This is a genomic window from Xanthobacter cornucopiae, from assembly GCF_043195065.2.
Classification (GTDB): Bacteria; Pseudomonadota; Alphaproteobacteria; order Rhizobiales; family Xanthobacteraceae; genus Xanthobacter.
This window is the reverse complement of the sequence record NZ_CM195531.1, coordinates 4228810-4255000: the sequence shown is the minus strand read 5'-3', so window position 1 is coordinate 4255000 and position 26191 is coordinate 4228810. Positions and strand designations below refer to the sequence as shown.

21 protein-coding genes (1 of these 21 cut by a window edge) are annotated in these 26191 nt (G+C 71.1%); 16 read left to right on the top strand and 5 right to left on the bottom strand.

Annotated elements, in window-relative coordinates; all coding sequences use genetic code 11:
- The 3 genes from V5F53_RS18720 to V5F53_RS18710 form a co-directional block, all read left to right on the top strand.
- Positions 1-1081, top strand: the 3' portion of a protein-coding gene (locus V5F53_RS18720; protein ID WP_393998657.1) for a peptidoglycan DD-metalloendopeptidase family protein. 905 nt of this gene lie to the left of the window's left edge; the window shows 1081 of its 1986 coding nt (coding positions 906-1986); its start codon lies beyond the left edge, outside the window; it ends in the stop codon at positions 1079-1081.
- A gap of 178 nt (positions 1082-1259) precedes the next feature.
- Positions 1260-2168: a hypothetical protein gene (locus V5F53_RS18715; protein WP_393998656.1), complete on the top strand. Its 909-nt coding sequence runs from the start codon at positions 1260-1262 to the stop codon at positions 2166-2168.
- A 249-nt stretch (positions 2169-2417) separates the two neighbouring features.
- A complete protein-coding gene (locus V5F53_RS18710) occupies positions 2418-3371 on the top strand; it encodes a hypothetical protein (RefSeq protein WP_393998655.1) in 954 nt (317 codons plus the stop codon).
- Here V5F53_RS18710 and V5F53_RS18705 read toward each other — a convergent pair.
- Complete coding sequence (locus V5F53_RS18705) at positions 3272-3802, bottom strand: DUF2267 domain-containing protein (RefSeq protein WP_393998654.1); 531 nt, start codon at positions 3800-3802, stop codon at positions 3272-3274. The genes V5F53_RS18710 and V5F53_RS18705 overlap by 100 nt on opposite strands.
- Before the next feature lie 219 nt (positions 3803-4021).
- Positions 4022-6661 (bottom strand): ATP-dependent chaperone ClpB, encoded by a 2640-nt coding sequence (clpB, locus tag V5F53_RS18700; RefSeq protein ID WP_393998653.1) that lies wholly within the window; start codon positions 6659-6661, stop codon positions 4022-4024.
- A gap of 322 nt (positions 6662-6983) precedes the next feature.
- Here clpB and V5F53_RS18695 point away from each other — a divergent pair, with 322 nt between their 5' ends.
- The 9 genes from V5F53_RS18695 to V5F53_RS18655 all read left to right on the top strand — a co-directional run bounded on the left by V5F53_RS18695 (position 6984) and on the right by V5F53_RS18655 (position 18514).
- The gene (locus tag V5F53_RS18695) at positions 6984-7796 is read left to right on the top strand and encodes an MOSC domain-containing protein (protein ID WP_393998652.1); all 813 of its coding nucleotides are present in this window, start codon (positions 6984-6986) and stop codon (positions 7794-7796) included.
- Between the two features lie 105 nt (positions 7797-7901).
- On the top strand, positions 7902-8441 hold the full coding sequence (locus V5F53_RS18690; RefSeq protein WP_393998651.1) for an arsenate reductase ArsC: 540 nt from the start codon (positions 7902-7904) through the stop codon (positions 8439-8441).
- Between the two features lie 186 nt (positions 8442-8627).
- Positions 8628-9242 carry a LysE family translocator gene (locus V5F53_RS18685; RefSeq protein WP_393998650.1) on the top strand — a complete coding sequence of 205 codons (615 nt, stop codon included), beginning with the start codon at positions 8628-8630 and terminating at the stop codon, positions 9240-9242.
- A 115-nt stretch (positions 9243-9357) separates the two neighbouring features.
- Complete coding sequence (gyrB, locus tag V5F53_RS18680) at positions 9358-11784, top strand: DNA topoisomerase (ATP-hydrolyzing) subunit B (RefSeq protein ID WP_393998649.1); 2427 nt, start codon at positions 9358-9360, stop codon at positions 11782-11784.
- A 180-nt stretch (positions 11785-11964) separates the two neighbouring features.
- Entirely contained in the window at positions 11965-14436 is a 2472-nt protein-coding gene (ligA, locus tag V5F53_RS18675; RefSeq protein WP_393998658.1) for an NAD-dependent DNA ligase LigA, read from the top strand.
- Positions 14437-14600: 164 nt separating this feature from the next.
- Positions 14601-15395 (top strand): (Fe-S)-binding protein, encoded by a 795-nt coding sequence (locus V5F53_RS18670; protein ID WP_393998648.1) that lies wholly within the window; start codon positions 14601-14603, stop codon positions 15393-15395.
- 29 nt (positions 15396-15424) lie between these two features.
- On the top strand, positions 15425-16867 hold the full coding sequence (locus V5F53_RS18665; RefSeq protein ID WP_393998647.1) for a LutB/LldF family L-lactate oxidation iron-sulfur protein: 1443 nt from the start codon (positions 15425-15427) through the stop codon (positions 16865-16867).
- Positions 16864-17547: a LutC/YkgG family protein gene (locus V5F53_RS18660; protein ID WP_393998646.1), complete on the top strand. Its 684-nt coding sequence runs from the start codon at positions 16864-16866 to the stop codon at positions 17545-17547. Before V5F53_RS18665 ends, V5F53_RS18660 begins: the two co-directional genes overlap by 4 nt.
- A 259-nt stretch (positions 17548-17806) precedes the next feature.
- Positions 17807-18514 carry a lipase family protein gene (locus V5F53_RS18655; RefSeq protein ID WP_393998645.1) on the top strand — a complete coding sequence of 236 codons (708 nt, stop codon included), beginning with the start codon at positions 17807-17809 and terminating at the stop codon, positions 18512-18514.
- Between the two features lie 239 nt (positions 18515-18753).
- On the opposite strand, the gene V5F53_RS18650 is transcribed toward V5F53_RS18655, so the two are convergent.
- The 3 genes from V5F53_RS18650 to V5F53_RS18640 form a co-directional block, all read right to left on the bottom strand.
- Positions 18754-19059 carry a branched-chain amino acid transport AzlD family protein gene (locus V5F53_RS18650; RefSeq protein WP_393998644.1) on the bottom strand — a complete coding sequence of 102 codons (306 nt, stop codon included), beginning with the start codon at positions 19057-19059 and terminating at the stop codon, positions 18754-18756.
- Positions 19049-19762, bottom strand: coding sequence for an AzlC family ABC transporter permease (locus tag V5F53_RS18645; RefSeq protein ID WP_393998643.1), 714 nt, complete (start codon positions 19760-19762; stop codon positions 19049-19051). The genes V5F53_RS18650 and V5F53_RS18645 overlap by 11 nt, the downstream gene beginning before the upstream one ends.
- Before the next feature lie 74 nt (positions 19763-19836).
- Positions 19837-20787, bottom strand: coding sequence for a LysR family transcriptional regulator (locus V5F53_RS18640; RefSeq protein WP_393998642.1), 951 nt, complete (start codon positions 20785-20787; stop codon positions 19837-19839).
- Positions 20788-20922: 135 nt separating this feature from the next.
- On the opposite strand from V5F53_RS18640, the gene V5F53_RS18635 reads away from it, so the two are divergent.
- The 4 genes from V5F53_RS18635 (at position 20923) to thiE (ending at position 25851) form a co-directional block, all read left to right on the top strand.
- The gene (locus tag V5F53_RS18635; RefSeq protein WP_393998641.1) at positions 20923-22437 is read left to right on the top strand and encodes an FAD-linked oxidase C-terminal domain-containing protein; all 1515 of its coding nucleotides are present in this window, start codon (positions 20923-20925) and stop codon (positions 22435-22437) included.
- A gap of 17 nt (positions 22438-22454) precedes the next feature.
- Positions 22455-23675 (top strand): glycolate oxidase subunit GlcE, encoded by a 1221-nt coding sequence (gene glcE / locus V5F53_RS18630; protein ID WP_393998640.1) that lies wholly within the window; start codon positions 22455-22457, stop codon positions 23673-23675.
- 52 nt (positions 23676-23727) lie between these two features.
- Complete coding sequence (gene glcF, locus V5F53_RS18625) at positions 23728-25029, top strand: glycolate oxidase subunit GlcF (RefSeq protein WP_393998639.1); 1302 nt, start codon at positions 23728-23730, stop codon at positions 25027-25029.
- A 186-nt stretch (positions 25030-25215) separates the two neighbouring features.
- Complete coding sequence (gene thiE / locus V5F53_RS18620; RefSeq protein ID WP_393998638.1) at positions 25216-25851, top strand: thiamine phosphate synthase; 636 nt, start codon at positions 25216-25218, stop codon at positions 25849-25851.
- Positions 25852-26191: the final 340 nt, after the last annotated feature.

The window sequence follows — 26191 nt, the reverse complement described above, 5'->3', positions numbered from 1 at the left end:
GGACGATGCCCGTGCGCTGTCGGTGGCCTTTGGCCGGGGCAAGGAGGGCAAAGTGCGGGACGGGCTGCGGCTGCGCATGCTGTTGCAGCAGGAAGGCGACCGTATCCTGCCGCTGCGCGTGTCCCTGTTCAGCGATTCCGGCCATGAGGGCACCATCGCCCTTTCGGACCGCAACGAATTCGTGAACGTTCCGGAGCCGGCCGAAACCGAGACCACCGGCGTGTCGGAGGATGCCGACGACGACAGCGGTCCCGGCGTGCGGCTTTATGAGAGCGTGTATGAAACGGCGCTGCGCAACGACATTCCCCGGCCGGTCATCGCCGACCTGATCCGGGTGTATTCGTTCGACGTGGACTTCCAGCGCCGGGTGCGCGCCGGCGACAATTTCGAGGTGCTCTACTCCGACGATCCGGCCGGCAACAACGACGTGCTGTTCGCCGCCCTGACCCTGGGCAACGAGACCAAGCGGCTCTACCGCTTCCAGACCTCCGACGACGGCGTGGTGGATTATTACGACGACGAAGGCAAGAGCGCGAAGAAGTTCCTGGTCAGGAAGCCGCTGTCCGGTGGCGTCATGCGCTCACCCTTCGGCTATCGGCGCCACCCGATCCTCGGTTACTCCAAGCTGCACACCGGCGTCGACTGGTCGGATGCCATCGGCACGCCCATCTATGCCGCCGGAAATGGCAACATTATCTATGCGAACTGGAAGTCCGGCTACGGCAAGCATACTGAAATCCAGCACGCCAACGGCTATGTCACCACCTACTCACACCAATCCGGCTTTGCCCGCGGCATTCGCGAAGGCATGACGGTACGGCAGGGGCAGCTCATCGGCTATATCGGCTCCACCGGCCTCTCCACCGGTCCGCACCTGCATTATGAAGTGAAGATCAACGGCAATTTCGTCGACCCCATGCGCATCAAGCTGCCGCGCGGCAGGGCGCTGGCCGGGCGATTCCTCGTCGACTTCAACAAGGAACGCGAGCGCATCGACGCCCTCATGAACCACGCTCCGGTGCCCCCGAAGGTGGCCGGCGTCTCCGCCGGCGGCAAGCCGGCGCGGGCGGCAAGCAACTGACGCGGCCGCATGGCTCGGCCGGGGGCTGATGGCGCCCCGGCCCCATCGGCGGATCGAGCTCCAATCAGCTTGCCGGCAGGTCCCGTGATCCCCCTGGGCGGGCGGACATGCCATGCGTCTTCCCTATCAGTAGGAACGCAGTCAGAATGCGGATCTCCTGGTCCGACACGAGCTTTTTATGATCCGCTTCGCTCGACGCGTCCTCTGCGCCCTTGCGCTCATCGCCCCCTGGCCGCTGGCCGCGGCGCCCGTCGACGATTATCTCGCGGCGCGCGATCGGGCGGTGGCCGCCGCCGTGGCCGCCGCCAAGACCGGCACGGGCGGTGACGCTGCAAGCCTCGCGGCCGAGCAGGCCGCGCTCCAGGACCTTGCCAAGCGCATGCGGGCACTGGTGGGGCCGCTCAAGGTCAAGGGCCTGGGCGCTCCGGCCTTCTCGCTCGACATCCTGATTTTCGGCCGGGATGAGCCTATCCGCCAGCTCGATGGCCTGACCGTCGCCAACACCGACGAGACCACCCGCGTTCTGGTGACGCCGGAGCCGGTGTTCCAGGCCTGGCTCGCCGCGCGCGCCGAAGACAAGGAGGCGCCCGCCGTCTTCCGCGATGGCCCGGCGGCAGCCGCCGGCACCGAATATTTCGCCAACAATTCCATCCTGTCCATCGGCAGCGGCTTCTGGCCCTATGCGACATTACCGCTGGCCGCCGGCGCCGGCGAGACGGTGGTGGCGACGCTCGGCATCTTCACCGACGAGGCCCCCGCCAACCAGCTTCCGAACAGCATCGTCCTGCTGCGGGTGGCCGAAGGACGGGCCACCGTCGCCTTCACCCGAGTGGCGGTGGACAAGACGCGCCTCCCCGCATGCGATGCGACCTGGAAGCCGTATGCCGCCAGGATCGACGGCCTGCGGCGGGACGCGGAGAAGGGCGGGAATCCCGACGACCCGCGCTGGGTGCAAATCTCTCAGGCCTACGACCAGGGCTCCGCCGCGTTCCGCGCCTGCTACGCCACGGCGGTTCAAGGCCAGCCGGCGCTCACCACCGCCGCCCGGCGCGCCGAAGGCCTTCTCGCGACCTTGCGCGGCAACTGACGCCGCCGACCTGCGCCGCCCACCTGCGCCGCCCACCTGCGCCGCCATCGACGCCGCCTGGGCACGGTCCCCGAGGCGGGGCTCCGGGCCGGAACGTTCTCGATCAAGCGCATCGCCACGACCGCTCCGGCATTTGACGTGCGGCCATACGCGCGGAAAATGTACGGGCGGCGGCGTCCCTGCCGCATCGGCGACGCCGGGGGCGCGGATCGGGGCCAGCATCGGCCCAGCAACATGATGAGGGGCGCCATGAGCCTGATCGGACACCACCAGCCCCTCGGACGCGCGCTGCGCCGGAGCGCCGGCATGCTGCTGATGCTGGCGAGCCTTCCCCTCGCCGCCCAGGCCGGGCCGGTCGAGGATTTCCTCGCGGCCCGCGCGCTCCTGGCGTCCGAGGTGGCCGCCGCCGCCAAGGCGGGCGAAAGCGACGATGCCGTCGACAAACGTAACGCCGCAGCCATCGCCACGCTCCAGGCGCACATGGTGGCTCTTGTCGGGCCGGTGACGTTCGCGGGCACACGAACCACCCCCATCTTCATGCCCACGACCCTGATCCCCGACTACCGGGAAGCGCAGCAGCCGGATGGGCTGATGTTCTCCAGCGACGACGAGCTCACGCGCGTGTTCGTCTCACCCGAGCCGGTCTTCCTCCACTGGCTCGCCGGCCGCGCCAGGGCCGAGGACACGCCGCCGGCCTTGCGCGACGGGCTGCAGGCCGCCATCGGCACCGAGGCGCTCTACAACGCGGTGCTCGGCGCCGATGCCAGCTTCGTCACATATATCGATCTGCCGGTTTCCGGCGCCGCCGGGGAAACGGTGAATGCCGCCCTCGGCCTGTTCACCCAGACCGGCGCGCAAGACACCCTGCCGGGCAGCATCGTCGTCACCCGCGTCGCCGCTGGTCGGGTGGTCGTGGCGACGGCGGAGGCAGAGGCAGAGGCAGAGGCAGAGGCGACGATCAAACCCCTGCCCGCCTGCGACAAGATCTGGAAAGGCTATGCCGCGCGTGCCCGCGCGCTGATCGCCGCCGCCGAGCGGGCGAAGAACGACCAGGACCCGCGCTGGCAGGAATCGGCAACGGTGGAGGAGGACGGCGCCGCCGCCTATCGGGCCTGCTTCGCGGCCGCCGCGCCGGGCCTGCCCTTCTTCGCCGCCGCCGCCAAGCAGGCCGAAGGCCTGCTCGCGGTCGCCAGCGGGCAGTGACGTCCGCCCAGCATCCTTATACCATCGGCCCGGGTCTGCGACGGGTGCCAAGTGGGCCCGCTCAAGCGCCGCGCCGGCTGGACCCAACGCCCATGTGTCAGGCTCACGGGCGTTGGGTATGACACCGCCCAAAGGTCGGCCGCGCGCTCCGGCAGCCGACCGAGAATGCGGTCGAACGCCGCTTCATCCACATGCCGGAGTAAAGACGCCGCCACATCGCGGATGGCGGACCGCGATGCGAAAGCATCATGCCGGAGCAGCCCCTGCGCCTCGCCGGTCATGGTCGAGAGATCGGCGAAGGGGCGCGGCCTCTCCGCCGGGTCCCAATCGGACACGAAGATCGCCCGCACCACCGGCGGCAGCACGCCAGCGAGACGAATGGCGTCCTCCCGCGGCAAGCGGCGGCGAAATGCCCCGCAGCCCCCCTCCACCGTGGTGAAGGCCTGCTTGCGGGTGGCAAGGCCCGCGGTGTCCCGCGCATCGGCAAGGAAGCCCCCAAAACCCTCGGAAGGCGTGCTGGAGGTTCACGGGTCTGGGCATCACGCCATCCGCGTTCGGCTCGCCTTGCCGGGCTCCGGGGGGCGGCAAGAAAAAAGGCCATCCCGGTGGGGATGGCCTTTCGTCTTCGGGTTCCCGGGGCAGCCCCCGGGTCAGGCGGCCTGCTCCACCGCCGGCGTCTCGCCCTGGAAGGTGAGGTGCCCGTCTTCAAGCCCGATCTTCACCACCGTGCCGTCCAGGATGTCGCCAGCCAGGATCTTCTCCGCCAGCGGGTCCTGCACCAGCTTCTGAATGGTGCGCTTCAGCGGACGCGCGCCATAGGCCGGGTCGTAGCCCTTGTCGGCCAGATGCTGGCGCGCTTCCGGCGACAGATCCAGGACGATCTTGCGATCCTCCAGCAGCTTGCGCAGGCGTCCCATCTGGATATCGACGATGGTGTCCATCTGCTCGCGCTTGAGCCGGTGGAACATGACGATTTCGTCGATGCGGTTGATGAATTCGGGGCGGAAGTGGCGCCGCACCGCGTCCATCACCAGATCATAGGCTTCCTCGTCCGACACCAGCTTGTCGCCGTCGTGGCCGGGCACCTTGAAGCCGATGGGCTGGCGGGGGTCCGCCAGATACTCGGCCCCGAGGTTGGAGGTCATGACGATGAGCACGTTGCGGAAGTCCACCGTGCGCCCCTGCCCGTCCGTCAGCCGCCCGTCGTCGAGCACCTGCAGCAGCACGTTGAAGACGTCCGGGTGGGCCTTCTCCACCTCGTCGAACAGCACCACCTGATAGGGCCGGCGCCGCACCGCCTCGGTGAGCGCGCCGCCCTCGTCATAGCCCACATAGCCGGGAGGGGCGCCGATGAGACGGCTCACGGAGTGCTTCTCCATGTATTCCGACATGTCGATGCGCACCATCGCCGTCTCGTCGTCGAACAGGAACTCCGCCAGCGCCTTGGTCAGCTCGGTCTTGCCGACGCCGGTGGGCCCGAGGAACAGGAACGAGCCGATGGGCCGGTTCGGGTCCTGCAGGCCGGCGCGGGCCCGGCGCACGGCGGTGGAGACGGCGGCCACGGCCTCCTTCTGCCCCACCACGCGCTTGGCCAACTCCAGCTCCATGCGCAGCAGCTTTTCGCGCTCGCCCTCCAGCATCTTGTCCACCGGCACCCCGGTCCAGCGGGAGACCACGCCGGCGATGTGGCTGGGCGTCACCGCCTCTTCCACCATGCCGCCGCCCGCGCCCACCTTCTCGATCTCCGCAAGGCGCTTCTCCAGCTCCGGGATCACCGAATAGGTGAGCTCGCCGGCCTTCTGGTACTCGCCATGGCGCTGCGCCGTCACCAAATCGGCGCGGGCCTGGTCGAGCTTGGCCTTCACGGTCGTGGCCTCGCCCAGCTTCTCCTTGTCGGACTTCCATTTGGAGGTGAGCACGGAAGCCTTCTCCTCCAGCTCCGCCAGCTCCTTTTCCAGCTTCCTGAGCCGATCCTTGGAGGCGGTGTCGGTCTCCTTCTTCAACGCCTCCTGCTCGATGCGCAGGCGCACGATCTCGCGGTCGAGGCTGTCCAGTTCCTCGGGCTTGGAATCCACCTGCATGCGCAGCCGCGAGGCCGCCTCATCCACCAGGTCGATGGCCTTGTCGGGCAGGAACCGGTCAGTGATGTAGCGGTTCGAGAGCACCGCCGCCGACACCAGCGACGAATCGGTGATGCGCACGCCGTGGTGCAGCTCGTACTTTTCCTTCAGGCCGCGCAGGATCGAGACGGTGTCCTCCACCGTGGGCTCGGACACGAACACCGGCTGGAACCGGCGGGCCAGCGCCGCGTCCTTCTCCACATGCTTGCGATACTCGTCGAGCGTGGTGGCGCCGACGCAGTGCAGCTCGCCGCGCGCCAGCGCGGGCTTGAGCAGGTTGGAGGCATCCATGGCCCCGTCGGTCTTGCCGGCGCCCACCAGGGTGTGCATCTCGTCGATGAACAGGATGATGCCGCCATCGGCCGACTGCACCTCGTTGAGCACGCTCTTGAGGCGCTCCTCGAACTCGCCGCGATATTTCGCGCCGGCGATGAGGGAGCCCATGTCGAGCGACAGCAACCGCTTGTCCTTCAGGCTTTCCGGAACGTCACCATCGACGATGCGGCGGGCGAGGCCCTCCACGATCGCGGTCTTGCCGACGCCCGGCTCGCCGATGAGCACGGGATTGTTCTTGGTGCGGCGGGCCAGCACCTGGATGGTGCGGCGGATCTCCTCGTCGCGGCCGATGACCGGGTCGAGCTTGCCGTCGCGCACCGCCTGGGTCAGGTCGCGGGCGTATTTCTTGAGCGCGTCATAGGCGTTCTCGGCGGTGGCGGTGTCGGCGGTGCGGCCCTTGCGCAGGGCCTCGATGGCCGCGTTCAGCGCCTGCGGGGTCAAGCCCGCCTTGGCCAGGATCTTGCCAGCCTCGGTGTCCTTCTCGATGGTGAGGGCCAACAGCATGCGCTCGACGGTCACATAGCCGTCGCCGGCCTTCTTGGCCGCCTGCTCGGCCGCCTCGAACACCCGGGCGATCTGCTGCGAAAGATAGACCTGCCCGGAGCCGCCGGACACCTTCGGCAGCTTGCCCAGGGCCGCTTCCACATCGGCGCGCACCAGCGTGGGATTGCCGCCCGCACGCTGGATCAGGCCGGAGCACAGGCCCTCGGGATCGTCCATCAGCACCTTGAGCAGGTGCTCGGGCATGAACTGCTGGTGGCCTTCCCGCACCGCCAGCGACTGGGCGGACTGGACGAAGCCACGCGCGCGCTCGGTGTAGATCTCGAAATTCATGGTGCATCTCCTCCTTGTCGCGTCCGGCACCTTCCGACGAAGCATGCGCGACGCGCTGGGGCGCGATCCCGGCATCCCCGGCGACCGCGGCACGGGTCACCCCGCGTCGAGGCACATGTGGGTGTGACTTCCCGGCAACGGAAGGGGGGGCGGCAACGAATTGAGCACAGACCGAGGCCACCCGCCGAATCTTGAGCCTGGGCAGAGCCGCCCGCCCCGGCCCCGGGCACGGGCCGGAGGGGATGAGGCGGGATGCGCGGGAAGGGGTTGACCCGCCCCGGCCGGCAATGGGAACGGGAGGCCCCCTGCCCCGAGGCCCGCCATGCCACTGCCTGCCACCGTGCCCCTCGCCACCGTGCCCCCCGCCACCGTCGCCGCGCTCTATCGACACCCGGTGAAGGGGCTGTCCCCGGAACCCCTGGACCGGGTGCGGCTGGAGGCCGGCGCCTTCTTTCCCGCCGACCGCCTCTATGCGGTGGAGAACGGCCCCAGCGGCTTCGACCCCGCCGCGCCGGCCTACCGCCAGAAGACCGCCTTCCTGATGCTCATGCGCGATGCCCGGCTGGCGGCGCTCCGCAGCCGCTATGACGAGGCCACCCGCACGCTCGCCCTGTTCCTGGCCGGCGTGGAAGCCGCCCGGGGCGATCTCTCCACCGCCGCCGGCCGCGCCGAGATCGCCGCTTTCCTGACCTTTTTCATGGGCGAGGAGGCGCGCGGCCCGCTGCGCGTGCTGACGGCCCCGGAGGGGTTTCGCTTCACCGATTCCCTGCGCTCGGGCTTCGTCTCCGTGCTGAATCTCGCCAGCGTGCGCGACCTGTCGGGGCGCATGGGCGCGCCGGTGGACCCGCGCCGCTTCCGCATGAACCTGCACCTGGACGGCTGGGACGCCGGCGCCGAGCTGGCGCTGACGGGCCGCGAGATCGAGATCGGCGGCGCCCGGCTCGCCATCGTCAAGCGCACCGAGCGGTGCGCGGCCGTGAACGTCAATCCCGACAGCGCCCGCCGCGACCTCAATGTGGTGAAGGCCCTGGTGAAGTCCTACCGCCACGCCGATTGCGGCGTCTATGCCAAGGTGGTGCGGTCCGGCGAGGTGCGGGTCGGCGACCCCGTCACGCTGGTGGACGGAAGAGGCTGACACAAATCCGTTGAAGAGGCCCGCTATAGGTCGGCTGGGCAATTCCAGCCGGCCGCGCCCGAGCGCGGAGCCGCGATGCGGCGTCGGCTGCGCAGGGGGGAAGCGATGGCGGAAGCGGCGGTTGGCGGGCGCGTTTACAACGTCCTGTTTCTGTGCACCAAGAACGCCGCGCGCTCCATCATGGCCGAGGCGATCCTGAACAAGGACGGCGGCGGGCGCTTCCGGGCCTATTCCGCCGGCACCCACCCCGCCAACGGCGTGCACCCGCTGGCGGTGCTCACCTTGCACCGCTTCGGCTATTCCACCCAGGGCGTGGGGCCCAAGAGCTGGGACCTGTTCGCCAAGCCCGACGCCCCCCACATGGACTTCGTCATCACCGTCTGCGACGACGCCGCCGGCGAGGACTGCCCGGCCTGGCCCGGCCATCCGGAGACCGCCCACTGGGGCATCGAGAATCCGGCCCTGGTGGAGGGGTCGAGCGTGGACCGGGAAGCCGCCTTCAACCGCGCCTTCCGGTTCCTCAAGAACCGCATCTCGGTGTTCGACAACCTGCCGATCGCCGCCCTGGACAAGATCGCGCTGCACGACCAACTGGCGGAGATCGGCCAGATGGAAGGCGCCAGCGGCACCCCTCCCACCCCCTGACGGACCACGGCCGCCGGCGGCCGCTCCCCGGCGGCGCCTCCGTGCGCCCCCTGCGCACGCCCCTTCGCCACCTGGCGGCGGGCCGGTGCCGGTAGCCGTGCCGCGACCTGCGGCGCCAGGCCTCGGACAGCCGGAGCCCGACCGCCGGGCCCTTGACCTTCGCGCCCATGCGGCGCACTAGAAGGCATGGAACCGGCAAGCCTTGCCCTTTTCGCGGCGGTGCTGACACTGGGTGCCGCCAGCCCCGGACCGGCGGTGGTGGCCTTGGTGGCGCGCACCCTTGCCCATGGCCGCGCCGGCACGCTCGCCTTCATTCTCGGCCTCGCCTGCGGCGACATCGTATGGCTCGCCGCCGCCGCTCTGGGCCTCGCGGCGCTGGCGGCCGCCCTGGGCAGCCTGTTCTTCATGGTCCGCCTCGCCGGAGCCGCCTATCTCGCCTACATGGCCTACCGCCTGTGGACCGCCCCGGCGACAGCCCCGGGGGATGCGCCGGCGCAGCGGCCGGGCTCGGCGCTCGGCCTCTACGGCGCAGGGCTGGCGCTGACCCTGAGCAACCCGAAGACCATGGCGTTCTACCTCGCCCTGCTGCCGACACTGATGGACCTTGGCTCGCTCTCCCTGCTGGGTTTCGGCGAGATGAGCGGCCTCATCCTGGTGGTCCTGACCACCGTGTTCGCCGCTTACGTGCATCTGGCGGACCGGGCCCGGCGGGTCATCGCCTCGCGGCGGGCCATGCGCACCTTGAACCGCGTGTGCGGAGCGGCGCTCGCCGGGGCGGCGGTGACGGTCGTCGCCAGATAGCCTCACGGCCCGTCGTTCCACGGTCCGCAGTTCCGCGGCCCGCGCGCCACGCCACCAAATCACCGCGTCTTTGCGCTAGGTTCGCAGGACGCCGCCAACCGATTCGAGACCCCACATGGCCGAACCCGTGCCCGCAGCATCCCCCGACGACTACAGCGCCCAGTCCATCCAGGTGCTGAAGGGCCTGGACGCGGTGCGCAAGCGGCCGGGCATGTACATCGGCGACACCGACGACGGCTCGGGCCTGCACCACATGGTCTATGAGGTGGTGGACAACGCCATCGACGAGGCCCTGGCCGGCTGGGCCAAGGAAGTCACGGTGACGCTGAATGCCGATGGCTCGGTGACCGTCACCGACGACGGGCGCGGCATTCCCACCGACCTGCACCCCGAAGAGGGCGTCTCGGCGGCCGAGGTCATCATGACCCAGCTGCACGCGGGCGGAAAGTTCAACCAGAACTCCTACAAGGTGTCCGGCGGCCTGCACGGGGTGGGCGTGTCGGTGGTGAACGCGCTCTCCACCACCCTCGACCTCACCATCTGGCGCGATGGCAAGGAACACCAGATGCGCTTCCGCCACGGCGACGCGGAAGCCCCGTTGAAGGTGGTGGGCGACGCGCCCCCCGGTAAGCGCGGCACCAAGGTGACCTTCCTGCCCAGCCCCGAGACCTTCACCCACATCGCCTTCGACTATGCCACCCTGGAGCACCGGCTGCGCGAGCTGGCCTTCCTCAACTCCGGCGTGATGATCGTGCTCACCGACGCGCGCGGCGCCGAGCCGAAGCGCGAGGAGCTGCACTATGAGGGCGGCGTCGAGGCCTTCGTGAAATATCTCGACCGCTCCAAGGCGGCGCTGATCCCCAAGCCCATCGTGATCCGCGCCGAGCGCGACGGCATCTCCGTGGAAGCCGCGCTGTCGTGGAACGACGGGTATCACGAAAATATTTTGTGCTTCACGAACAACATCCCGCAGCGGGATCGCGGCACCCACTTCACCGGCTTCGCGGCGGCATTGACCCGGCAGGTCATCGGCTATGCCCAGGCCTCGGGCATCGCCAAGAAGGAAAAGGTGGACCCCACCGGCGAGGATTGCCGCGAGGGCCTCACCGCGGTGCTCTCGGTGAAGGTGCCGGACCCCAAGTTTTCCTCCCAGACCAAGGACAAGCTGGTGTCCTCCGAGGTGCGCCCGGTGGTCGAGGCGCTGGTGGGCGACGCGCTGAGCAACTGGTTCGAGGAGACCCCCGCCGAGGCCAGGACCGTGATCGGCAAGGTGGTGGAAGCCGCCGCCGCCCGCGAGGCCGCCCGCAAGGCCCGCGACCTGACGCGCCGCAAGAGCCCGCTCGACATCGCCTCCCTGCCCGGCAAGCTCGCCGACTGCCAGGAGCGCGACCCGGCCAAGTCCGAACTGTTCCTGGTCGAGGGCGACTCGGCCGGCGGCTCCGCCAAGCAGGGCCGCGACCGCGCCTTCCAGGCGGTGTTGCCGCTGCGTGGCAAGATCCTCAACGTGGAGCGGGCCCGCTTCGACAAGATGCTGTCGTCCGAGCAGATCGGCACGCTCATCACCGCGCTCGGAACCGGCATCGGCCGCGACGACTTCGATCTGTCGAAGCTGCGCTACCACAAGATCATCATCATGACCGACGCCGACGTGGACGGCGCCCACATCCGCACCCTCCTGCTCACCTTCTTCTTCCGGCAGATGCCGCAGGTGGTGGAGGCCGGCCATCTCTTCATCGCCCAGCCGCCGCTCTACAAGGTGACGCGCGGCAAGTCCGAGACCTATCTGAAGGACGAGAAGGCGCTCGAGGAATACCTGATCACCGCCGGCCTGGACGACGCCTCCCTGCGCCTTCCCACCGGCGAGGTCCGCACCGGCGCCGACCTCGCGCAACTGGTGGAGGGGAGCCGGCAGTTCCGCGGCACGCTGCACGCCCTGCACCCGCGCTACAACCGTGCGGTGGCGGAACAGGCCGCCCTCGCCGGTGCCTTCTCGGCGACGGTGACGGCCGATCTGGAGAGCGCCGGCCGCGCCGCCGAGCGGGTGGCGCTGCGGCTCGACGCCCTGGCCGACGAGACCGAGCGCGGCTGGACCGGCACCGCCGATGAAACCGGCTTCACCTTCTCCCGCACCGTGCGCGGGGTGCAGGAGGTGTCGCGGCTGGACGCCGCCTTCCTGATCTCCGCCGAGGCCCGCCGGCTCGACGCCCTGTCGCGCGACCTAGAGGGCGTGTTCGCCGATGGCGCGACCTTGAAGCGCAAGAGCGACGAAGACACGCTGCACGGCGCCGTCGACCTGTTCGACGCCATCACCGACGCCGGCCGCAAGGGCCTGTCGCTGCAGCGCTACAAAGGCCTGGGCGAGATGAACCCCGAGCAATTGTGGGAAACCACCCTGGACCGCAACGCCCGCTCCCTGCTGCAGGTGAAGGTCAAGGAGGTGGACGCCGCCGACGACCTCTTCAACCGCCTGATGGGCGACGTGGTGGAGCCCCGGCGCGAATTCATCCAGGAAAACGCCTTGAAGGCCAGCGTCGACGTGTGACCGGCGGCCCGCCCGCACCATTCCCCACTCCCGTCAGGCGGCCCGCAAGGGCCGCCTGACGCATTTCCGGGCCCTCGCGCGCGCGTTCCCGCGGCGTTCCTGCGGATCGCGTCGCCCGGGCTGTTGCCGCCCCCCTTTCACTTTGCCAGAAAGGGGGGCGCCAGAGGGACCACCATGACCATGCCCACGCTTCCGCTCCGCGCCGTTCCGGTGGAGGATCTCACGCCCGCGGACGCCGCCCACGAGCATGCCGCCCTCGCCGAGGAGATCGCCGGGCACGACGCCGCCTACTATCGGAACGACGCGCCGGTCGTCTCCGACGCGGACTACGACGCCCTGCGCCGGCGCTATGAGGCGATCGAGCAGCGCTTTCCCGGGCTCGTCGGCGCCGACAGCCTGTCCCGGCGGGTGGGCGCCGCGCCGGTGGAGAAATTCGGCAAGGTCACCCACCAGGTGCCCATGCTGTCCCTCGCCAATGCCTTCTCCGACGGGGAGGTGGAGGACTTCGTGGCGCGGGTGAAGCGCTTCCTCGCGCTCGGCGACGACGACCCGGTGGCCTTCACCGCTGAGCCCAAGATCGACGGCCTGTCCTGCTCCCTGCGCTATGTGGATGGGCGGCTGACGGTGGCCGCCACCCGGGGCGACGGCGCCGAGGGCGAGGACGTCACCGCCAACGTGCGCACCATCGCCGAGATCCCGCAGCAGATCACCGGGGACGATGTCCCGCCGGTCATCGACGTGCGCGGCGAGATCTACATGGCGACGGCGGATTTCGAGGCCCTCAACGCCCGCCAGGCTGCGGCCGCGGACAAAGTGTTCGCCAATCCGCGCAACGCCGCCGCCGGCTCGCTGCGCCAGCTCGACCCCGCCGTCACCGCGACCCGCCCGCTGAAATTCTTCGCCTATGCCTGGGGCGAGGCGACCACCTTGCCCGCCGACACCCAGATCGGCATGGTCGAGGCCTTCGCGCGCTGGGGCTTTCCCACCAATCCGCTCACGGTGGTGGCGGCATCGGCCCAGGAGCTGGTGGCGCATTACCACGCCATCGAGGAGCGCCGGGCGCGGCTAGGGTATGACATCGACGGCGTGGTCTACAAGGTGAACGCGCTGGAGTTGCAGCGCCGGCTCGGCTTCGTGTCGCGCTCGCCGCGCTGGGCCATCGCCCACAAGTTCCCCGCCCAGCAGGCCATGACGGTGCTGGAGGAGATCGACATCCAGGTGGGCCGCACCGGCGCGCTCACGCCGGTGGCGAAGCTTTCGCCCATCACCGTCGGCGGCGTGGTGGTGTCCTCCGCCACCCTCCACAACGAGGACGAGATCGCCCGCAAGGACGTCCGCATCGGCGACACGGTGGTGGTGCAGCGCGCCGGCGACGTGATCCCGCAGGTGGTGCGGGTGGTGGCGGAGCGCCGGCCCGAGGGCGCCGCGCCCTATGTGTTCCCCACCCTGTGCCCCGTCTGCGGCTCCCACGCGGTGCGGGAGGTGGACGCCAAGACCGGCAAGATGGACGTGGTGCGCCGCTGCACCGGCGGGCTCATCTGCCGGGCGCAGATGGTGGAGCGCCTGCGCCACTTCGTCTCCCGCAACGCCTTCGACATCGAGGGGCTGGGGGCGGAAAACGTGCAGCTGCTGTTCGATGCCGGCCTGCTGAAGGCGCCGGCCGACATTTTCCGCCTGCATGGGCAACGCAATGCGGTGCGGCAGGCGGTCTACGAGAAGCGCGAGGAGCGGGCCCGCCTGCGGGAGATCGAAACAGGAAAGATGCGCGCGAAGGTCCAATCTGCCGACGAGCGCAATTATGACGATGTGGAGAACCTCTTCGCATCCATCGAGCAGCGGCGCGCCGTCGCCCTGTCCCGGTTCATCTTCGCGCTCGGCATCCGGCACATTGGCGAGGCCACCTCCAAGGCCCTCGCCAAGACGTACCTGTCGCGCGAGGGCTTCATCTCGGCGCTGGCCATGGCCTCGCCCGGGCGGCCCGGCGAGGCCTGGCTGGAGCTGGAGAGCGTCGACGGCATCGGCGCCAAGGCCTTCGGCGCCCTTCTCGACGCCATCCGCGCGCCCGCCCCCCCCGATGAGACGGCCGATGCCGGCATTCGGCGCCTCTTCAGCGTCGCCCGGCTCAATGCGCGGCAGCGGCAGTCCCTGCGCTCCGCCTACGGCAGCGATGAAAGCATCCTGCAGAGCCTCAGGGAGGCCGATGCACACCGCCCGAGCGCGGCTTTCGAGACCCTGGCCGCCATTTCGGACGTGGGCCGCGTCGCCGCCACCTCCCTGTGCGAATTCTATGCGGAAGCGCACAACCAGACCTTGGTACAGGACCTCCTGGACCAGGTGACGATCACCCCGCAGGATCCGGACTCGGTCCCGACCGCCTCCCCCGTCGCCGGCAAGACCGTGGTGTTCACCGGGTCGCTGGAAAAGATGACCCGCGACGAGGCCAAGGCCATGGCCGAGCGGCTGGGCGCGAAGGTGGCGGGGTCGGTCTCCGCCAAGACCGACCTTGTGGTGGCCGGTCCCGGCGCCGGCTCGAAGCTGGAGAAGGCCACCGCCTTGGGTGTGAAGGTGATCTCCGAGGACGACTGGTTCGAACTGGTGAAGTCGCCCCGCCCGTCGCCGGCGCATTTCACCGCCGGCGGGGAGGTGATATAGGATCGTTCCAATGTGCCTGACGCCATCGCCTCCCGACCGGGGACGCTGGCGTTCGCGGCCGCAAGCCCAGGAGGTCGCCGCGCCCCCGGGGTGCGGCCGGCTCCGTCCCCGACGGGTCCCGAAGGCCTGCCGGCACCGCACCCGAAGCCTGAGCGCGAGTTGCCATGACCTCCTCCCCCGCCGCCTCCGCCGCGCCCCGCCGCCCGCACCGCGTGGGCCTGTTCTGCACCTGCCTGGTGGACACCCTGCGCCCCGCCGTGGGGTTCGCGGCGGCCAAGCTGCTGGAGGACGCCGGCTGCGAGGTGGAGGTGCCGCGCCAGACCTGCTGTGGCCAGCCGGCCTTCAATTCCGGCGACCGCACCACCGCCCGCGCCCTGGCGGAGCAGGCCATCGCCGCCTTCGAGAGCTATGATTACGTGGTGGTGCCCTCCGGCTCCTGCGGCGGCATGATGAAGCAGCACTATGCCGAGCTGTTCGCCGGCGAGCCTGACGGCATGGTGCGCGCCGAGCGCTTCAGCGCCAAGGTGTTCGAGCTCACCTCGTTCCTGGTGGACGTGCTGGGCGTGACGGCGGTGGCCGCCCGCCATGACGGCACCGTCACCTACCACGACTCCTGCTCGGGCCTGCGCGAGCTGAAGGTGAGGGACCAGCCCCGCGCCCTGCTCGCCTCGGTGGAGGGGCTGACCCTGGCCGAGATGGCGGACGCCGACACCTGCTGCGGCTTCGGCGGCACCTTCTGCGTGAAATACCCGGACATTTCCGACGCCATCGTCGGCAAGAAGGCGGCCCATGTGGTCGCCTCCGGCGCCGGCACCCTTCTGGCCGGCGACCTGGGCTGCCTCATGAACATGGCGGGCAAGCTGCAGCGCCAGGGCCACGACATCGCCGTGCGCCATGTGGCGGAAGTGCTCGCCGGCATGGGCGAGGAGCCCGCCATCGGCGTCGCCCGGACGCGCTGAACCGGGCCGAGGCCAGGAGGACACAGGCCATGACCGTCGCCATCACCTCGCCCCACCTCAAGGACAACGCCGCCGCCGCGCTGCGCGATGCCCAGCTCCAGGAGGCCCTGGCCAAGGTCGGCCCCGGCTTCATCGGCAAGCGCCGCGCCGCCGCCGACAAGCTGCCGGAATTCGAAGACCTGCGCGACAGCGCCCGGGACATCAAGACCCACACCCTCGCCCATCTCGACCTCTATCTGGAGCGGTTCGAGGAGAAGGTGCGCGCCGCCGGCGGCCAGGTGCATTTCGCCGTGGACGCGGCCGACGCCCGCGCCATCGTCACCGGCATCTGCCGGCGCCTCGGCGCGCGCACCGTGACCAAGGGCAAGAGCATGATCTCGGAAGAGATCGGCCTCAACGACCACCTGGAAGGCGAAGGCATCCTGCCGGTCGAGACCGATCTCGGCGAATATCTCATCCAGATCCGGGGCGAGCACCCCTCGCACATCATCGCCCCCGCCATCCACCTCAACAAGCGCCAGGTGGAAGCCGACTTTCGCCGGGTGCATACCGACCTGCCGGCCGATCGCGACCTGAGCGAGCCGACCTCCCTGCTGGCCGAGGCGCGCGGCGAGCTGCGCCAGAAGTTCCTGGCCGCAGACGTGGGCATCACCGGCGCCAACTTCCTGATTGCGGAAACCGGCACCTCGGTGCTGGTCACCAACGAGGGCAACGGCGACCTCACCCAGACCCTGCCCAAGGCCCATATCGTGCTGGCCTCGCTGGAAAAGCTGGTGCCCACCCTGGAGGATGCCGCCCAGCTGCTGCGCGTGCTGGCCCGCTCCGCCACCGGGCAGGAGATGAGCGTCTACACCTCGTTTTCCACCGGCCCGCGCCGCGCCGACGATCCCGACGGGCCGGGCGAATACCATGTGGTGATTTTGGACAACGGCCGCTCCGCCATGCTCCAGGGCGAGCTCAGGGACATGCTGCGCTGCATCCGCTGCGGCGCCTGCATGAATCATTGTCCGGTCTATCACGCCATCGGCGGCCATGCGTACGGCTGGGTCTACCCCGGCCCCATGGGGTCGGTACTCACGCCGTCGCTGATCGGCGTGGAGAAGGGCGCCAACCTGCCCAATGCCTCCACCTTCTGCGGCCGCTGCGAGGAGGTGTGCCCGGTGCGCATCCCGCTGCCCAAGCTCATGCGCCACTGGCGGGAGAAGGAGTTCGAGCGCCACCTCACCCCCGCGCCGCAGCGCTACGGGCTGAAGCTGTGGGCGTTCCTGGCCACCCGCGGCTGGCTCTACCGGCCGGCGACCCGGCTTGCCATGGCCGCGCTGGCCCTGGCCGGCCGCGGCAGGGGCCGCTTTTCCAGCCTGCCGCTGGCCGGCGGCTGGACCCGGCACCGCGACTTCCCCGTCCCCGCGGGCGACACCTTCCAGGCCCAGTGGCGCGCCCGCGCCGCCGCGAACCGGAGCACCCCGCGATGACCAGCTCCCGCGACACCGTTCTTGCCTCCGTGCGCCGCGCGCTCGGCGTCACCTCGAAGGAGGCGCCCCGCCGCCAGGAGGTGGCGGGCCGGCTCGCCGCCCATCCCGCCGGCGTGGTGCCGGCCCGCGCCCAGCTGCCACCGGCGGAGCGGCTGGAGTTGTTCAAGGACATGGTGCTGGCGGCGGCCGCCAGCCTCGACCACCTGCCCTCGCGCGACGAGGTCCCCGGCGCCATCGCCACCTACCTGCGCGCCCGCAACCTGCCGGCGACCCTGCTGCGCGGGGCCGACCCGCGCCTCGCCAGCCTGCCGTGGGAGCGCGAGCCCCAGCTCGACATCTGGATCGGCGCCTCCGACGGGCGCCAGCTGGTCGGCCTGTCCCACGCCTTCGCCGGCATCGCCGAATCGGGCACGCTGGTGCTGCTGTCGGGAGCCGACAACCCCACCACCCTGAACTTCCTGCCCGATCATCACCTGGTGGTGGTGGACGCCGCCGATGTGACCGGCGACTACGAGGCCGCCTGGGGGCGGATCCGCGCCGCGTTCGGCCCCGGCACCCTGCCGCGCACGGTGAACTGGATCACCGGCCCCTCCCGCTCCGCCGACATCGAGCAGACCCTGTTGCTGGGCGCCCACGGGCCGCGCAGCCTGCATGTGCTGCTGGTGGGGGCGGCGGGCTGAGCCGGCCCCACCGCCTCCCCCGATCGGGTGAGCGCACGCCTGCGCCGGGCGCATGATACCATCGGCCCCGGTCTTCGACCGGCGCCAAGAGGGTCCGCTCAAGCGCCGCGCGGGCTTGACCAAAGCCCATGGGCAAAGCTCACAAGCCTTTGGTATGAACGACGCGGCCCGCGAACTGTTGCGGCCGTTAACCAAACTTAGGTTGCCGCGCGGGCAAATTGGCGGCAGAACTCGACCGATCACGATCCATGGTGCCCAAATGACGTTGAGGTTGCGCTTCGCCATGGCGCTGTTCGCAGCGCTGTTTTTGATCTCCGCCGGACGACCCGCCGCCGCGCAGGGCACGCCGCATGTCTACCTGATGCGCGGGCTCGCCAACGTCTTCTCCTACGGTCTGGACGATCTGGCGGCGAAGCTCAACGCCCGCGGCATCCCCGCAGTGGTGTATGAATACGGCCAGTGGCAGCAGCTGGCCGACCAGGCCTCCGCGGTCAGCCGCTCCGAGCGGGGCTCGCCCATCATCATCGTCGGCCATTCGCTGGGCGCCGACGCCGCCATCGAGGCCGCCGAGCGGCTCACCGCCCTGGGCACCCCGGCTCGGCTGGTCATCACCTTCGATCCCGTGGGCGTCAGCACCGTGGGCCCGGCCGCCGGCAAGTTCGTCAATTACTACCAGTCCAACAACGGCTACGGAAAGCGCCTCACCGCTGGTCCCGGCTTTCGCGGCAACCTGTTCAACCGCAACCTGGACGCCATGGCGGCCATCGATCACTTCAACATCGAGAAGTCGCCGGTGCTGCATTCCGAGGTGGTGGCCTCGGTCCAGGCGCTGAAGGCGCGCCCGAAGCCCAAGCCCAAGCCCGCCGCCCCCGCGCTGACGCCGGCCTCGCAGGCCACGGCCCCGACGGCCCCGGGGCCCGGCCCCAGCGAGCGCGCCGCCACCGCCACCGGCCAGAAGGCCATGTGAGCGCCGAAGAACCCCGCCGGCGGCCGCGCGGCCGCCGCGCGGCCGCCCGAACGCGACGACAGAAGGCCGGGCCCCCGGAGGGGACGCGGCCTTCTTGCTTCACGTTACGGAAGTGCGGGCCGGTCCGGGACCGGACACATACCGTCGGCCCCAGTCTTCGACCGGTGCCAACCAGGTCCGCTCAACCGCCGCGCGGGCTTGACCAAAGGCCGATGAGTGAGGCTCATGGGCCTTTGGTATCAGGGCAGGAAGGCCCGCACCGCCGCCGCCGCCGCCATGGCCGCCACCACCGCGGCGATGTCACTGCGCAGGAAGCGGGCTGCCAGCAGCGCCGCCACCAGCCCGGCGATCATGCCCTTGTCGCCATGCACCGCGCCCGGCGCCAGCAGCGCCACCAGCACCGCGCCCGGCAGGCAGTCCAGCACCTTGCGCACCCGGGGCGTGACCGGGATCAGCCGCATCAGGAAGAAGCCGGCGGTGCGGTTGAACAGGGTGGCGATGGCCATGATGCCGATGGCGGCCAGGGTTCCGGCATCAACGCTCATCGGTGAAGCCCCCGGCGAGCGCCCCGGCCAGGGCGCCGATGACGATGAACCACCAGCCCGGCAGCAGGAACGAGGCCAGCATGGCGACCAAGGCCGCCACGCCCCAGCCCACCGCCTCGCGCCGGCCGCGCCAGTTGGGCAGCAGCATGGCGATGAAGAACGCCGGCACCACCAGATCGACCCCCACCGCCTTGGGATCGGGGATGCCGCCGCCCACCACGTGGCCAGCCATGGTGCCCACCACCCAGATGAGCCAGGTGACCACCCCCGAGCCGATGAAATAGCCGGCGTCGCGGCCGCCCTGGCCGTGGTAGCGCATGGCCAGGGCCCAGTTGTTGTCGGCCAGCAGCGCCAGCGCCGGATAGGATTGCCACGCCGGCAGCGGCGCGAACCAGGGCCGCAGCGACGCCGCCATCAGCACATGGCGCATGTTCACGGTGAGGGTGAGGAAGCCGAGCGCCAGCAGCGAGGCCGCGCTCCAGTGGCTGGACCAGCCTTCCAGCGCCACCATCTGCGCCAGGCCCGCGAACACCAGGCCACTGAACAGGGCGGCCTCGCCAAGGCTCAGGCCCTTCTGGGCGGCGGCGGCGCCGAACGCCATGGCGAACACCATCAGCCCCGGCATCAGCGGAAAAATGGTGCGCGCGCCATCGAGACAGCCGGCGAAGGTGAGGGTGGTCGGGGGAGGATCGGAACGAGGCATGGGGCGCAGCGACGCTGGTCAGGGAGGCGGACCGCCCCCTTATGGCCGACCGCCCCGGCCCGGCCAACCCGATTTCACGCCCTCTCGCCGGCTTTCGATGCTGCGCCGCCGAACAGATGATCCAGCCCCGCGTCCCAGGCCGGCACCGGGCCGTAGCGGGCCGCCAGATGGTCGATGAACAGGCGCACCTTGAGCGGCAGGAAGCGGCGCGAGGGATAGACCGCGAACACCCCCACCCGGTGCGAGGCGCGCCAGCGCGGCAGCACCACCTGGAGCGCGCCCGCCCGCAGCTCCGGCCCCACGTCCCAGGTGGAGCGCAGGGCGATGCCCACGTGGGCGAGCACGGCGGCGCGCACCACCTCATTGGAATTGGTGCGCAACGGCGCCTGGATGCGCAGCGTCACCGGCCCCTCGGGGCCCTCCAGCCGCCACGGGTCCTGGCCGTGGGTGGCCAGCAGCACATGGTTCGCAAGATCGGCGATGCGTGTGGGCGTCCCCGCGCGGGCGAGATAGTCGGGGGTGGCGCACAGCACCCGGTGCACCGGGGCGAGACGTCGGGCCACCAGGCTGGAATCATCCAGATCGGCGATGCGGATGGCGAGATCGAAGCCGGCGCCGACGATGTCCACGAAGGCGTCGGTCAGCTCCAGGTCGATGCTCAGGCCGGGATTGGCCTGGAGCAGCGGGCCGATGTGGGGGGCGATGTGCATGCGCCCGAACGAGGTGGGCGCGGACACCTTGAGCAGGCCGCGGGCCGCGCCCGAGCCATGGGCGAGCTGGCTCTCGGCCTCCTCGACGGCGGCGAGGATGGCCACCACCCGCTCATGGAAGCCCTCCCCGGCCTCGGTCAGCGTCACCTTGCGGGTGGTGCGCTGGAACAGGCGGGCGCCGAGCTGTTCCTCCAGCCGCTGCACCCGCTTCGACACCACCGGCGGCGACAGCCCCAGCTCCCGTCCCGCCGCCGAAAGGCTGCCGGCGGTGACGATGCGGGCGAACAGTTCGAGGTCGGCGAGGCTGTCGATCATCGGGCAGGCATCGGGGGGGGCGAAGGGGAGGTCCGGTTTCGGAACTCACTTTATCCCTGGCGGCAACAATCGGCGACGGCTTTTCGTCGCGGACCGTTTATACTTCGTCCAAACATCGGGTTGGGGAAACGTCTCATGGCCGCGCCGGCCCACGCCTCACGCCTTGCCATGCCGGAGCCGGACGCGCGCGTCCTGGGCAATCGCGCCGCCATCGTCGCCGATCTCGGGCGGCTGGTGGGCGCGGGGGCGGTGATCGACCACCCGCGCGCCATGCGGCCGTTCGAATCCGACGCCCTCACCGCCCACGCCCAGCTTCCCCTGGTGGTGGTGCTGCCGGCGACCACCGCCGAGGTGGCGGCGGTGCTGAAATATTGCCACGACAACCGCATCCGCGTGGTGCCGCGCGGGGCGGGAACCTCGCTCTCGGGCGGGGCGCTGCCGCTGGCGGACGGGGTGCTGCTCGGCCTGGGCAAGCTCACCCGCATCCGCGAGATCGACATCGCCAACCGCTGCGCGGTGGTGGAGCCGGGGGTGACCAACCTCGCCATCACCAAGGCGGTGGAGCACCTGGGCTTCTATTACGCACCCGACCCCTCGTCGCAGATCGCCTGCACCATCGGCGGCAACGTGGCGGAGAATTCCGGCGGCGTGCACTGCCTGAAATACGGCCTCACCACCAACAACGTGCTGGGCGCCGAGCTGGTGTTGGTCACCGGCGAGGTGGTGCGCCTGGGCGGCAAGCACCTGGACGCCGGCGGCCTCGACCTGCTCTCCGTGATCATCGGCTCGGAGGGCCTGCTCGGGGTGGTGACGGAAGTCACGGTGCGGCTGCTGCGACGGCCGGACACCGCCCGCGCCGTGCTGCTGGGCTTTCCCACCTGCGAAAGCGCCGGCGACTGCGTGGCCCGGATCATCGGCGCCGGCATCATCCCCGCCGGCATCGAGATGATGGACAAGGACGCCATCGCCGCCGCCGAGGCGTTCGTCAACGTCGGCTATCCGCTGGACGTGGAAGCCCTGCTCATCGTCGAGCTGGACGGACCGGAAGCCGAATGCGCCCACCTGCTGGAGGCGGTGACGGGCCTCGCGCAAGCCTGCGGCGCCACCACCCTGCGGGTGTCGCAGAGCGAGGCCGAGCGGCTCGGCTTCTGGGCCGGGCGCAAGGCGGCATTCCCGGCGGTGGGGCGCATCTCCCCCGACTACCTGTGCATGGACGGCACCATCCCGCGCCGCCACCTGCCGGTGGTGCTGGCGCGCATGCGCGAGCTGTCGCGGCGGCACGGGCTGCGCGTGGCCAACGTGTTCCATGCCGGCGACGGCAACCTGCACCCGCTCATCCTCTATGACGCCAACGCACCGGGCGAGCTGGCGGCGGCGGAGGCCTTCGGCGCCGACATCCTGCGCCTGTGCGTGGAGGTGGGCGGCGTCCTCACCGGCGAGCACGGCGTGGGGGTGGAGAAACGCGACCTGATGCCGGAGATGTTCGCCCCCGTGGACCTCGCCCAGCAGCAGCGCCTCAAGTGCGCGTTCGATCCCGAGACCCTGCTGAACCCGGGCAAGGTCTTCCCCACCCTCCACCGCTGCGCCGAGATGGGCGCGATGCATGTGAGCGGTGGTGCCCTGCCCTTCCCCGACCTGCCACGCTTCTGACGCCGGACGGCCGACCCATGAGCGAACCCCTTGCCGCCCGCGACGAACAGGAGGTGGCGGACATCGTCGCCGCGGCCTGCGCCGCGCGGCGCACCCTTGAGATCGTCGGCGCCGGCAGCCGGCGCGGCCTCGGCCGGCCCGCCGTGGCCGACGCGGTGCTGAGCGTCGGCGCGCTCTGCGGCGTCACCCTCTACGAGCCGGAAGAGCTGGTGCTGTCCGCCCGCTGCGGCACGCCCCGGCGCGACATCGAGGCGCTGCTGGCGGAGCATGGCCAGATGCTGGCGTTCGAGCCCATGGATACCGCCCCCCTGCTGGGCGGCCCGGCGCCGGGCGAGGCCGGCGGCGGCACCCTGGGCGGGCTGCTGGCGGTGAACCTGTCCGGTCCCCGCCGCCTCAGCGCCGGCGCGGCGCGCGACCATGTGCTCGGCATGCGCGCCGTGTCGGGGCGGGGCGAAGCGTTCAAGGCGGGCGGGCGGGTGGTGAAGAACGTCACCGGCTACGACCTGCCGCGCCTCAATGCCGGCGCCTTCGGCACCCTCGGCGTGCTCACCGAGATCACCCTCAAGGTGCTGCCGCGGCCGGAGACGGAAGAGACGCTGGTGGTGCCCGGTGTGGCGGCGGAGCGGGCCGGGGCGGCGCTCGCCGCCGCCATGGGCGCGCCGTGCGAGGTCTCCGGCGCCGCTTATGTGCCCGCCCCGGTCGCCGCGCGACTGCCCAGCCTTCCCGCCGGGGACGCGGTGCTGCTCCGGCTGGAAGGGGTTCGCCCCTCGGTGCTGGCGCGGCGCGCCCTGCTGCTCCAGGCGCTCGCCCCGTTCGGCGCCGGCCCGGTGCTGGAGGCCGGCGCCTCCGCCCCACTCTGGCGGGAGGTGCGCGACGCACGCCCGTTCGCGGCCCCCAGACACGCCGTGGTGTGGCGCCTCTCCACCGCCCCCATGGCCGGGCCGCCGCTGGCGGCGCAGCTCGCCCGGACGCTCGGCGGCGAAGCCTATTGCGACTGGGCCGGCGGCCTGATCTGGCTGGCGCTGCCGGGAGAGGCCGCGCGGGCCGAGGCGGTGCGCGCGGCGCTCGCCCCCCATGGCGGCCACGCCACCCTCCTGCGCGCCAGCGTGGCCGAGCGCGCCGCCGCGCCGGTGTTCCAGCCACTGCCCCCGGCCCTGGCGGCGCTGACCCGGCGGGTGAAGGCGAGTTTCGACCCCGCCGGCGTGCTCAACCCCGGCCGCATGCACGCGGACATCTGACATGCCGCGCCGCCACGCCCCATCGCCCCCGACCGGTCCCGGACGCTGAGCCATGCAGACCCACTTCTCTCCCGCCCAGCTCGCCGACCCGGCCATCGCCGAGGCAGACAAGATCCTGCGGGCGTGCGTGCATTGCGGCTTCTGCACCGCCACCTGTCCCACCTATGTGCTGACCGGCGACGAACGCGACAGCCCGCGCGGGCGCATCTACCTCATCAAGGACATGCTCGAGAACGCCCGCCCGGCAACACGGGAGGAGGTCGAGCCCATCGACCGCTGCCTGTCCTGCCTGTCCTGCATGACCACCTGCCCGTCCGGGGTGCACTACATGCATCTGGTGGACCACGCCCGCGCCCACGTGGAGGCAACCTACGCCCGGCCCCTGCCCGACCGGCTCATCCGCGCCCTGCTCGCCCGCGTGCTGCCCTATCCGTCCCGCTTCCGCCTGGCCCTCAAGGCGGCGGCGCTCCTGCGCCCGCTGGCCGGCCGGCTCGATCGCGGCGCGTTGAAGCCACTCGCCGCCATGCTGCGCCTCGCGCCCCGCACAGTCCCCCGGCCGGCCCCCGCCGCCGGCACTCACATGCCGCCGGGTCCGCGCCGGGCGCGGGTGGCCCTGCTCGGCGGCTGCGCCCAGCAGGTGCTCCAGCCCGGCATCGACGCCGCCGCCACCCGCCTGCTGAACCGGCTCGGGGTGGAGGTGGTGCGGCTCGCCGGCCCGACCTGCTGCGGCGCGTTGGTGCACCACATGGGGCGCGAACGGGAGGCGCTCGGCTTCGCCCGCGCCACCGTGGACGCCTGCATGCGGGAACTGGAGGGCGCCGGGCTCGACGCCATCCTCGTCACCGCCTCCGGCTGCGGCACCACGCTGAAGGATTACGGCCACCTGCTGCGGCACGACCCCACCTATGCCGATGCCGCCAGCCGGGTCGCCGGACGCGTCCGGGACATCAGCGAGTTCCTCGCCACCCTGGACCTGCCCAGCCCGGCGGGAACCGGCGCGCGCGTGGCCTATCATTCCGCCTGCTCGCTCCAGCATGGGCAGAAGGTGAAGGCGCCGCCGCCGGAGCTGTTGCGCCGGGCCGGCTTCGAGGTGGTGGAGCCGTTCGACCCGCACCTGTGCTGCGGCTCCGCCGGCACCTACAACATCCTGCAAGGCCCCCTGGCGGACGCCCTGAAGGGCCGCAAGGTCGCCACCCTGGAGGCGCTCCGGCCAGACATCATCGCCGCTGGCAACATCGGCTGCCTCACCCAGATCGCCAGCGGCACCCCCGTGCCGGTGGTGCACACCGTCGAGCTTCTCGACTGGGCCACCGGCGGCCCCCGCCCCGCCGCCCTCGCCGCGGCGGGGCGCTGAACCCAGCCGTCGCCAGCCGGCGACACCGGCTTGCTCCCGATGCCCACGCACGCGTGGCGAACGCGCCGGTCCGCCGGGCGTTGGACACCAGGGGCCGGCGGCGGTACCACTGGAGCCCTGGGACGGGGGCGTGAATGCCCTTCATCCTGAGGCCTCGGCTTCCTCACGCGCACCGGGTTCCCCCACATGGCCATCGCCTTCGACCTCACGCTTTACCTCGTCACCGACCCGCGCCTGACCGCGGCGCGCGGCCTCGCGGCGACCGTGGCGGCGGCGGTGGCGGGCGGCGCCACGCTGGTGCAGCTGCGCGATCCCGACGCCCACGGCCGCGCGTTGGTAGAACAGGCACGGGCGTTGAAAGCCCTGCTCGCGCCCCTCGGCATTCCGCTCATCGTCAACGACCGGGTGGACGTGGCGGTCGCGGCCGACGCCGACGGCGTGCACCTGGGCCAGGACGACATGGCCCCCGCCGACGCGCGCGGCCTTCTCGGTCCCGGGCGCATCCTCGGCCTGTCGGTGGGCAGCCCGGCCGAGTATGCCGCGTCCGATCTCACCGGCATCGACTATCTCGGCGTCGGCCCGGTCAAGGCCACCGCCAGCAAGGCGGACGCCGGGGCCGCCATCGGCGCGGCGGGCATCGCGGCGATCCGGGCATTAACCCACCTGCCGCTGGTGGGCATCGGCGGCGTCGATGCCGCCATCGCCCCCGACGTGATCCGCGCCGGCGCCGACGGGGTCGCCGTCATCTCCGCCATCTGCGCGGCGGACGATCCCCGCGCCGCCGCCCGGCACCTGCGCGCCGCCGTGTCGGCCGCGCGCTGATGCCAAAGGTCCGCGCGGCGCTTGAGCGGGACCTACTTTAGCGGACCCACATGGCGCCGGTGGAAGCTCGGCACCGGTCGAAGACCGGGGCCGATGGCATGAGCCCAGCCGCGCATCACCTTGCCGTCTTCACCTGATGTGCTTCAAAGGAGCCGCGCGCCACCCACGCAGGGTCATGGCATCCCGCGCGCGCCAGAATTCGCGACCACGCCGCCCTGGCACCGCGCGCCTCTTCCGGTCTCCGCCGCACGGATCGGCGGGGCGGGAGGCCCGCCCCCGGCTCCCGACGCCCGATGGCCGGGAGCCACCGGGAGGCATGGCCGTTCCGCGTCACGGAAGC

Coding starts and splice junctions, on each gene's coding strand:
- V5F53_RS18715 (WP_393998656.1), top strand. CDS start 1,260: ATGATCCGCTTCGCTCGACGCGTCCTCTGCGCCCTTGCGCTCATCGCC.
- V5F53_RS18710 (WP_393998655.1), top strand. CDS start 2,418: ATGAGCCTGATCGGACACCACCAGCCCCTCGGACGCGCGCTGCGCCGG.
- clpB (WP_393998653.1), bottom strand. CDS start 6,661: ATGAATTTCGAGATCTACACCGAGCGCGCGCGTGGCTTCGTCCAGTCC.
- V5F53_RS18695 (WP_393998652.1), top strand. CDS start 6,984: ATGCCACTGCCTGCCACCGTGCCCCTCGCCACCGTGCCCCCCGCCACC.
- V5F53_RS18690 (WP_393998651.1), top strand. CDS start 7,902: ATGGCGGAAGCGGCGGTTGGCGGGCGCGTTTACAACGTCCTGTTTCTG.
- V5F53_RS18685 (WP_393998650.1), top strand. CDS start 8,628: ATGGAACCGGCAAGCCTTGCCCTTTTCGCGGCGGTGCTGACACTGGGT.
- gyrB (WP_393998649.1), top strand. CDS start 9,358: ATGGCCGAACCCGTGCCCGCAGCATCCCCCGACGACTACAGCGCCCAG.
- ligA (WP_393998658.1), top strand. CDS start 11,965: ATGCCCACGCTTCCGCTCCGCGCCGTTCCGGTGGAGGATCTCACGCCC.
- V5F53_RS18670 (WP_393998648.1), top strand. CDS start 14,601: ATGACCTCCTCCCCCGCCGCCTCCGCCGCGCCCCGCCGCCCGCACCGC.
- V5F53_RS18665 (WP_393998647.1), top strand. CDS start 15,425: ATGACCGTCGCCATCACCTCGCCCCACCTCAAGGACAACGCCGCCGCC.
- V5F53_RS18660 (WP_393998646.1), top strand. CDS start 16,864: ATGACCAGCTCCCGCGACACCGTTCTTGCCTCCGTGCGCCGCGCGCTC.
- V5F53_RS18655 (WP_393998645.1), top strand. CDS start 17,807: ATGACGTTGAGGTTGCGCTTCGCCATGGCGCTGTTCGCAGCGCTGTTT.
- V5F53_RS18650 (WP_393998644.1), bottom strand. CDS start 19,059: ATGAGCGTTGATGCCGGAACCCTGGCCGCCATCGGCATCATGGCCATC.
- V5F53_RS18645 (WP_393998643.1), bottom strand. CDS start 19,762: ATGCCTCGTTCCGATCCTCCCCCGACCACCCTCACCTTCGCCGGCTGT.
- V5F53_RS18640 (WP_393998642.1), bottom strand. CDS start 20,787: ATGATCGACAGCCTCGCCGACCTCGAACTGTTCGCCCGCATCGTCACC.
- V5F53_RS18635 (WP_393998641.1), top strand. CDS start 20,923: ATGGCCGCGCCGGCCCACGCCTCACGCCTTGCCATGCCGGAGCCGGAC.
- glcE (WP_393998640.1), top strand. CDS start 22,455: ATGAGCGAACCCCTTGCCGCCCGCGACGAACAGGAGGTGGCGGACATC.
- glcF (WP_393998639.1), top strand. CDS start 23,728: ATGCAGACCCACTTCTCTCCCGCCCAGCTCGCCGACCCGGCCATCGCC.
- thiE (WP_393998638.1), top strand. CDS start 25,216: ATGGCCATCGCCTTCGACCTCACGCTTTACCTCGTCACCGACCCGCGC.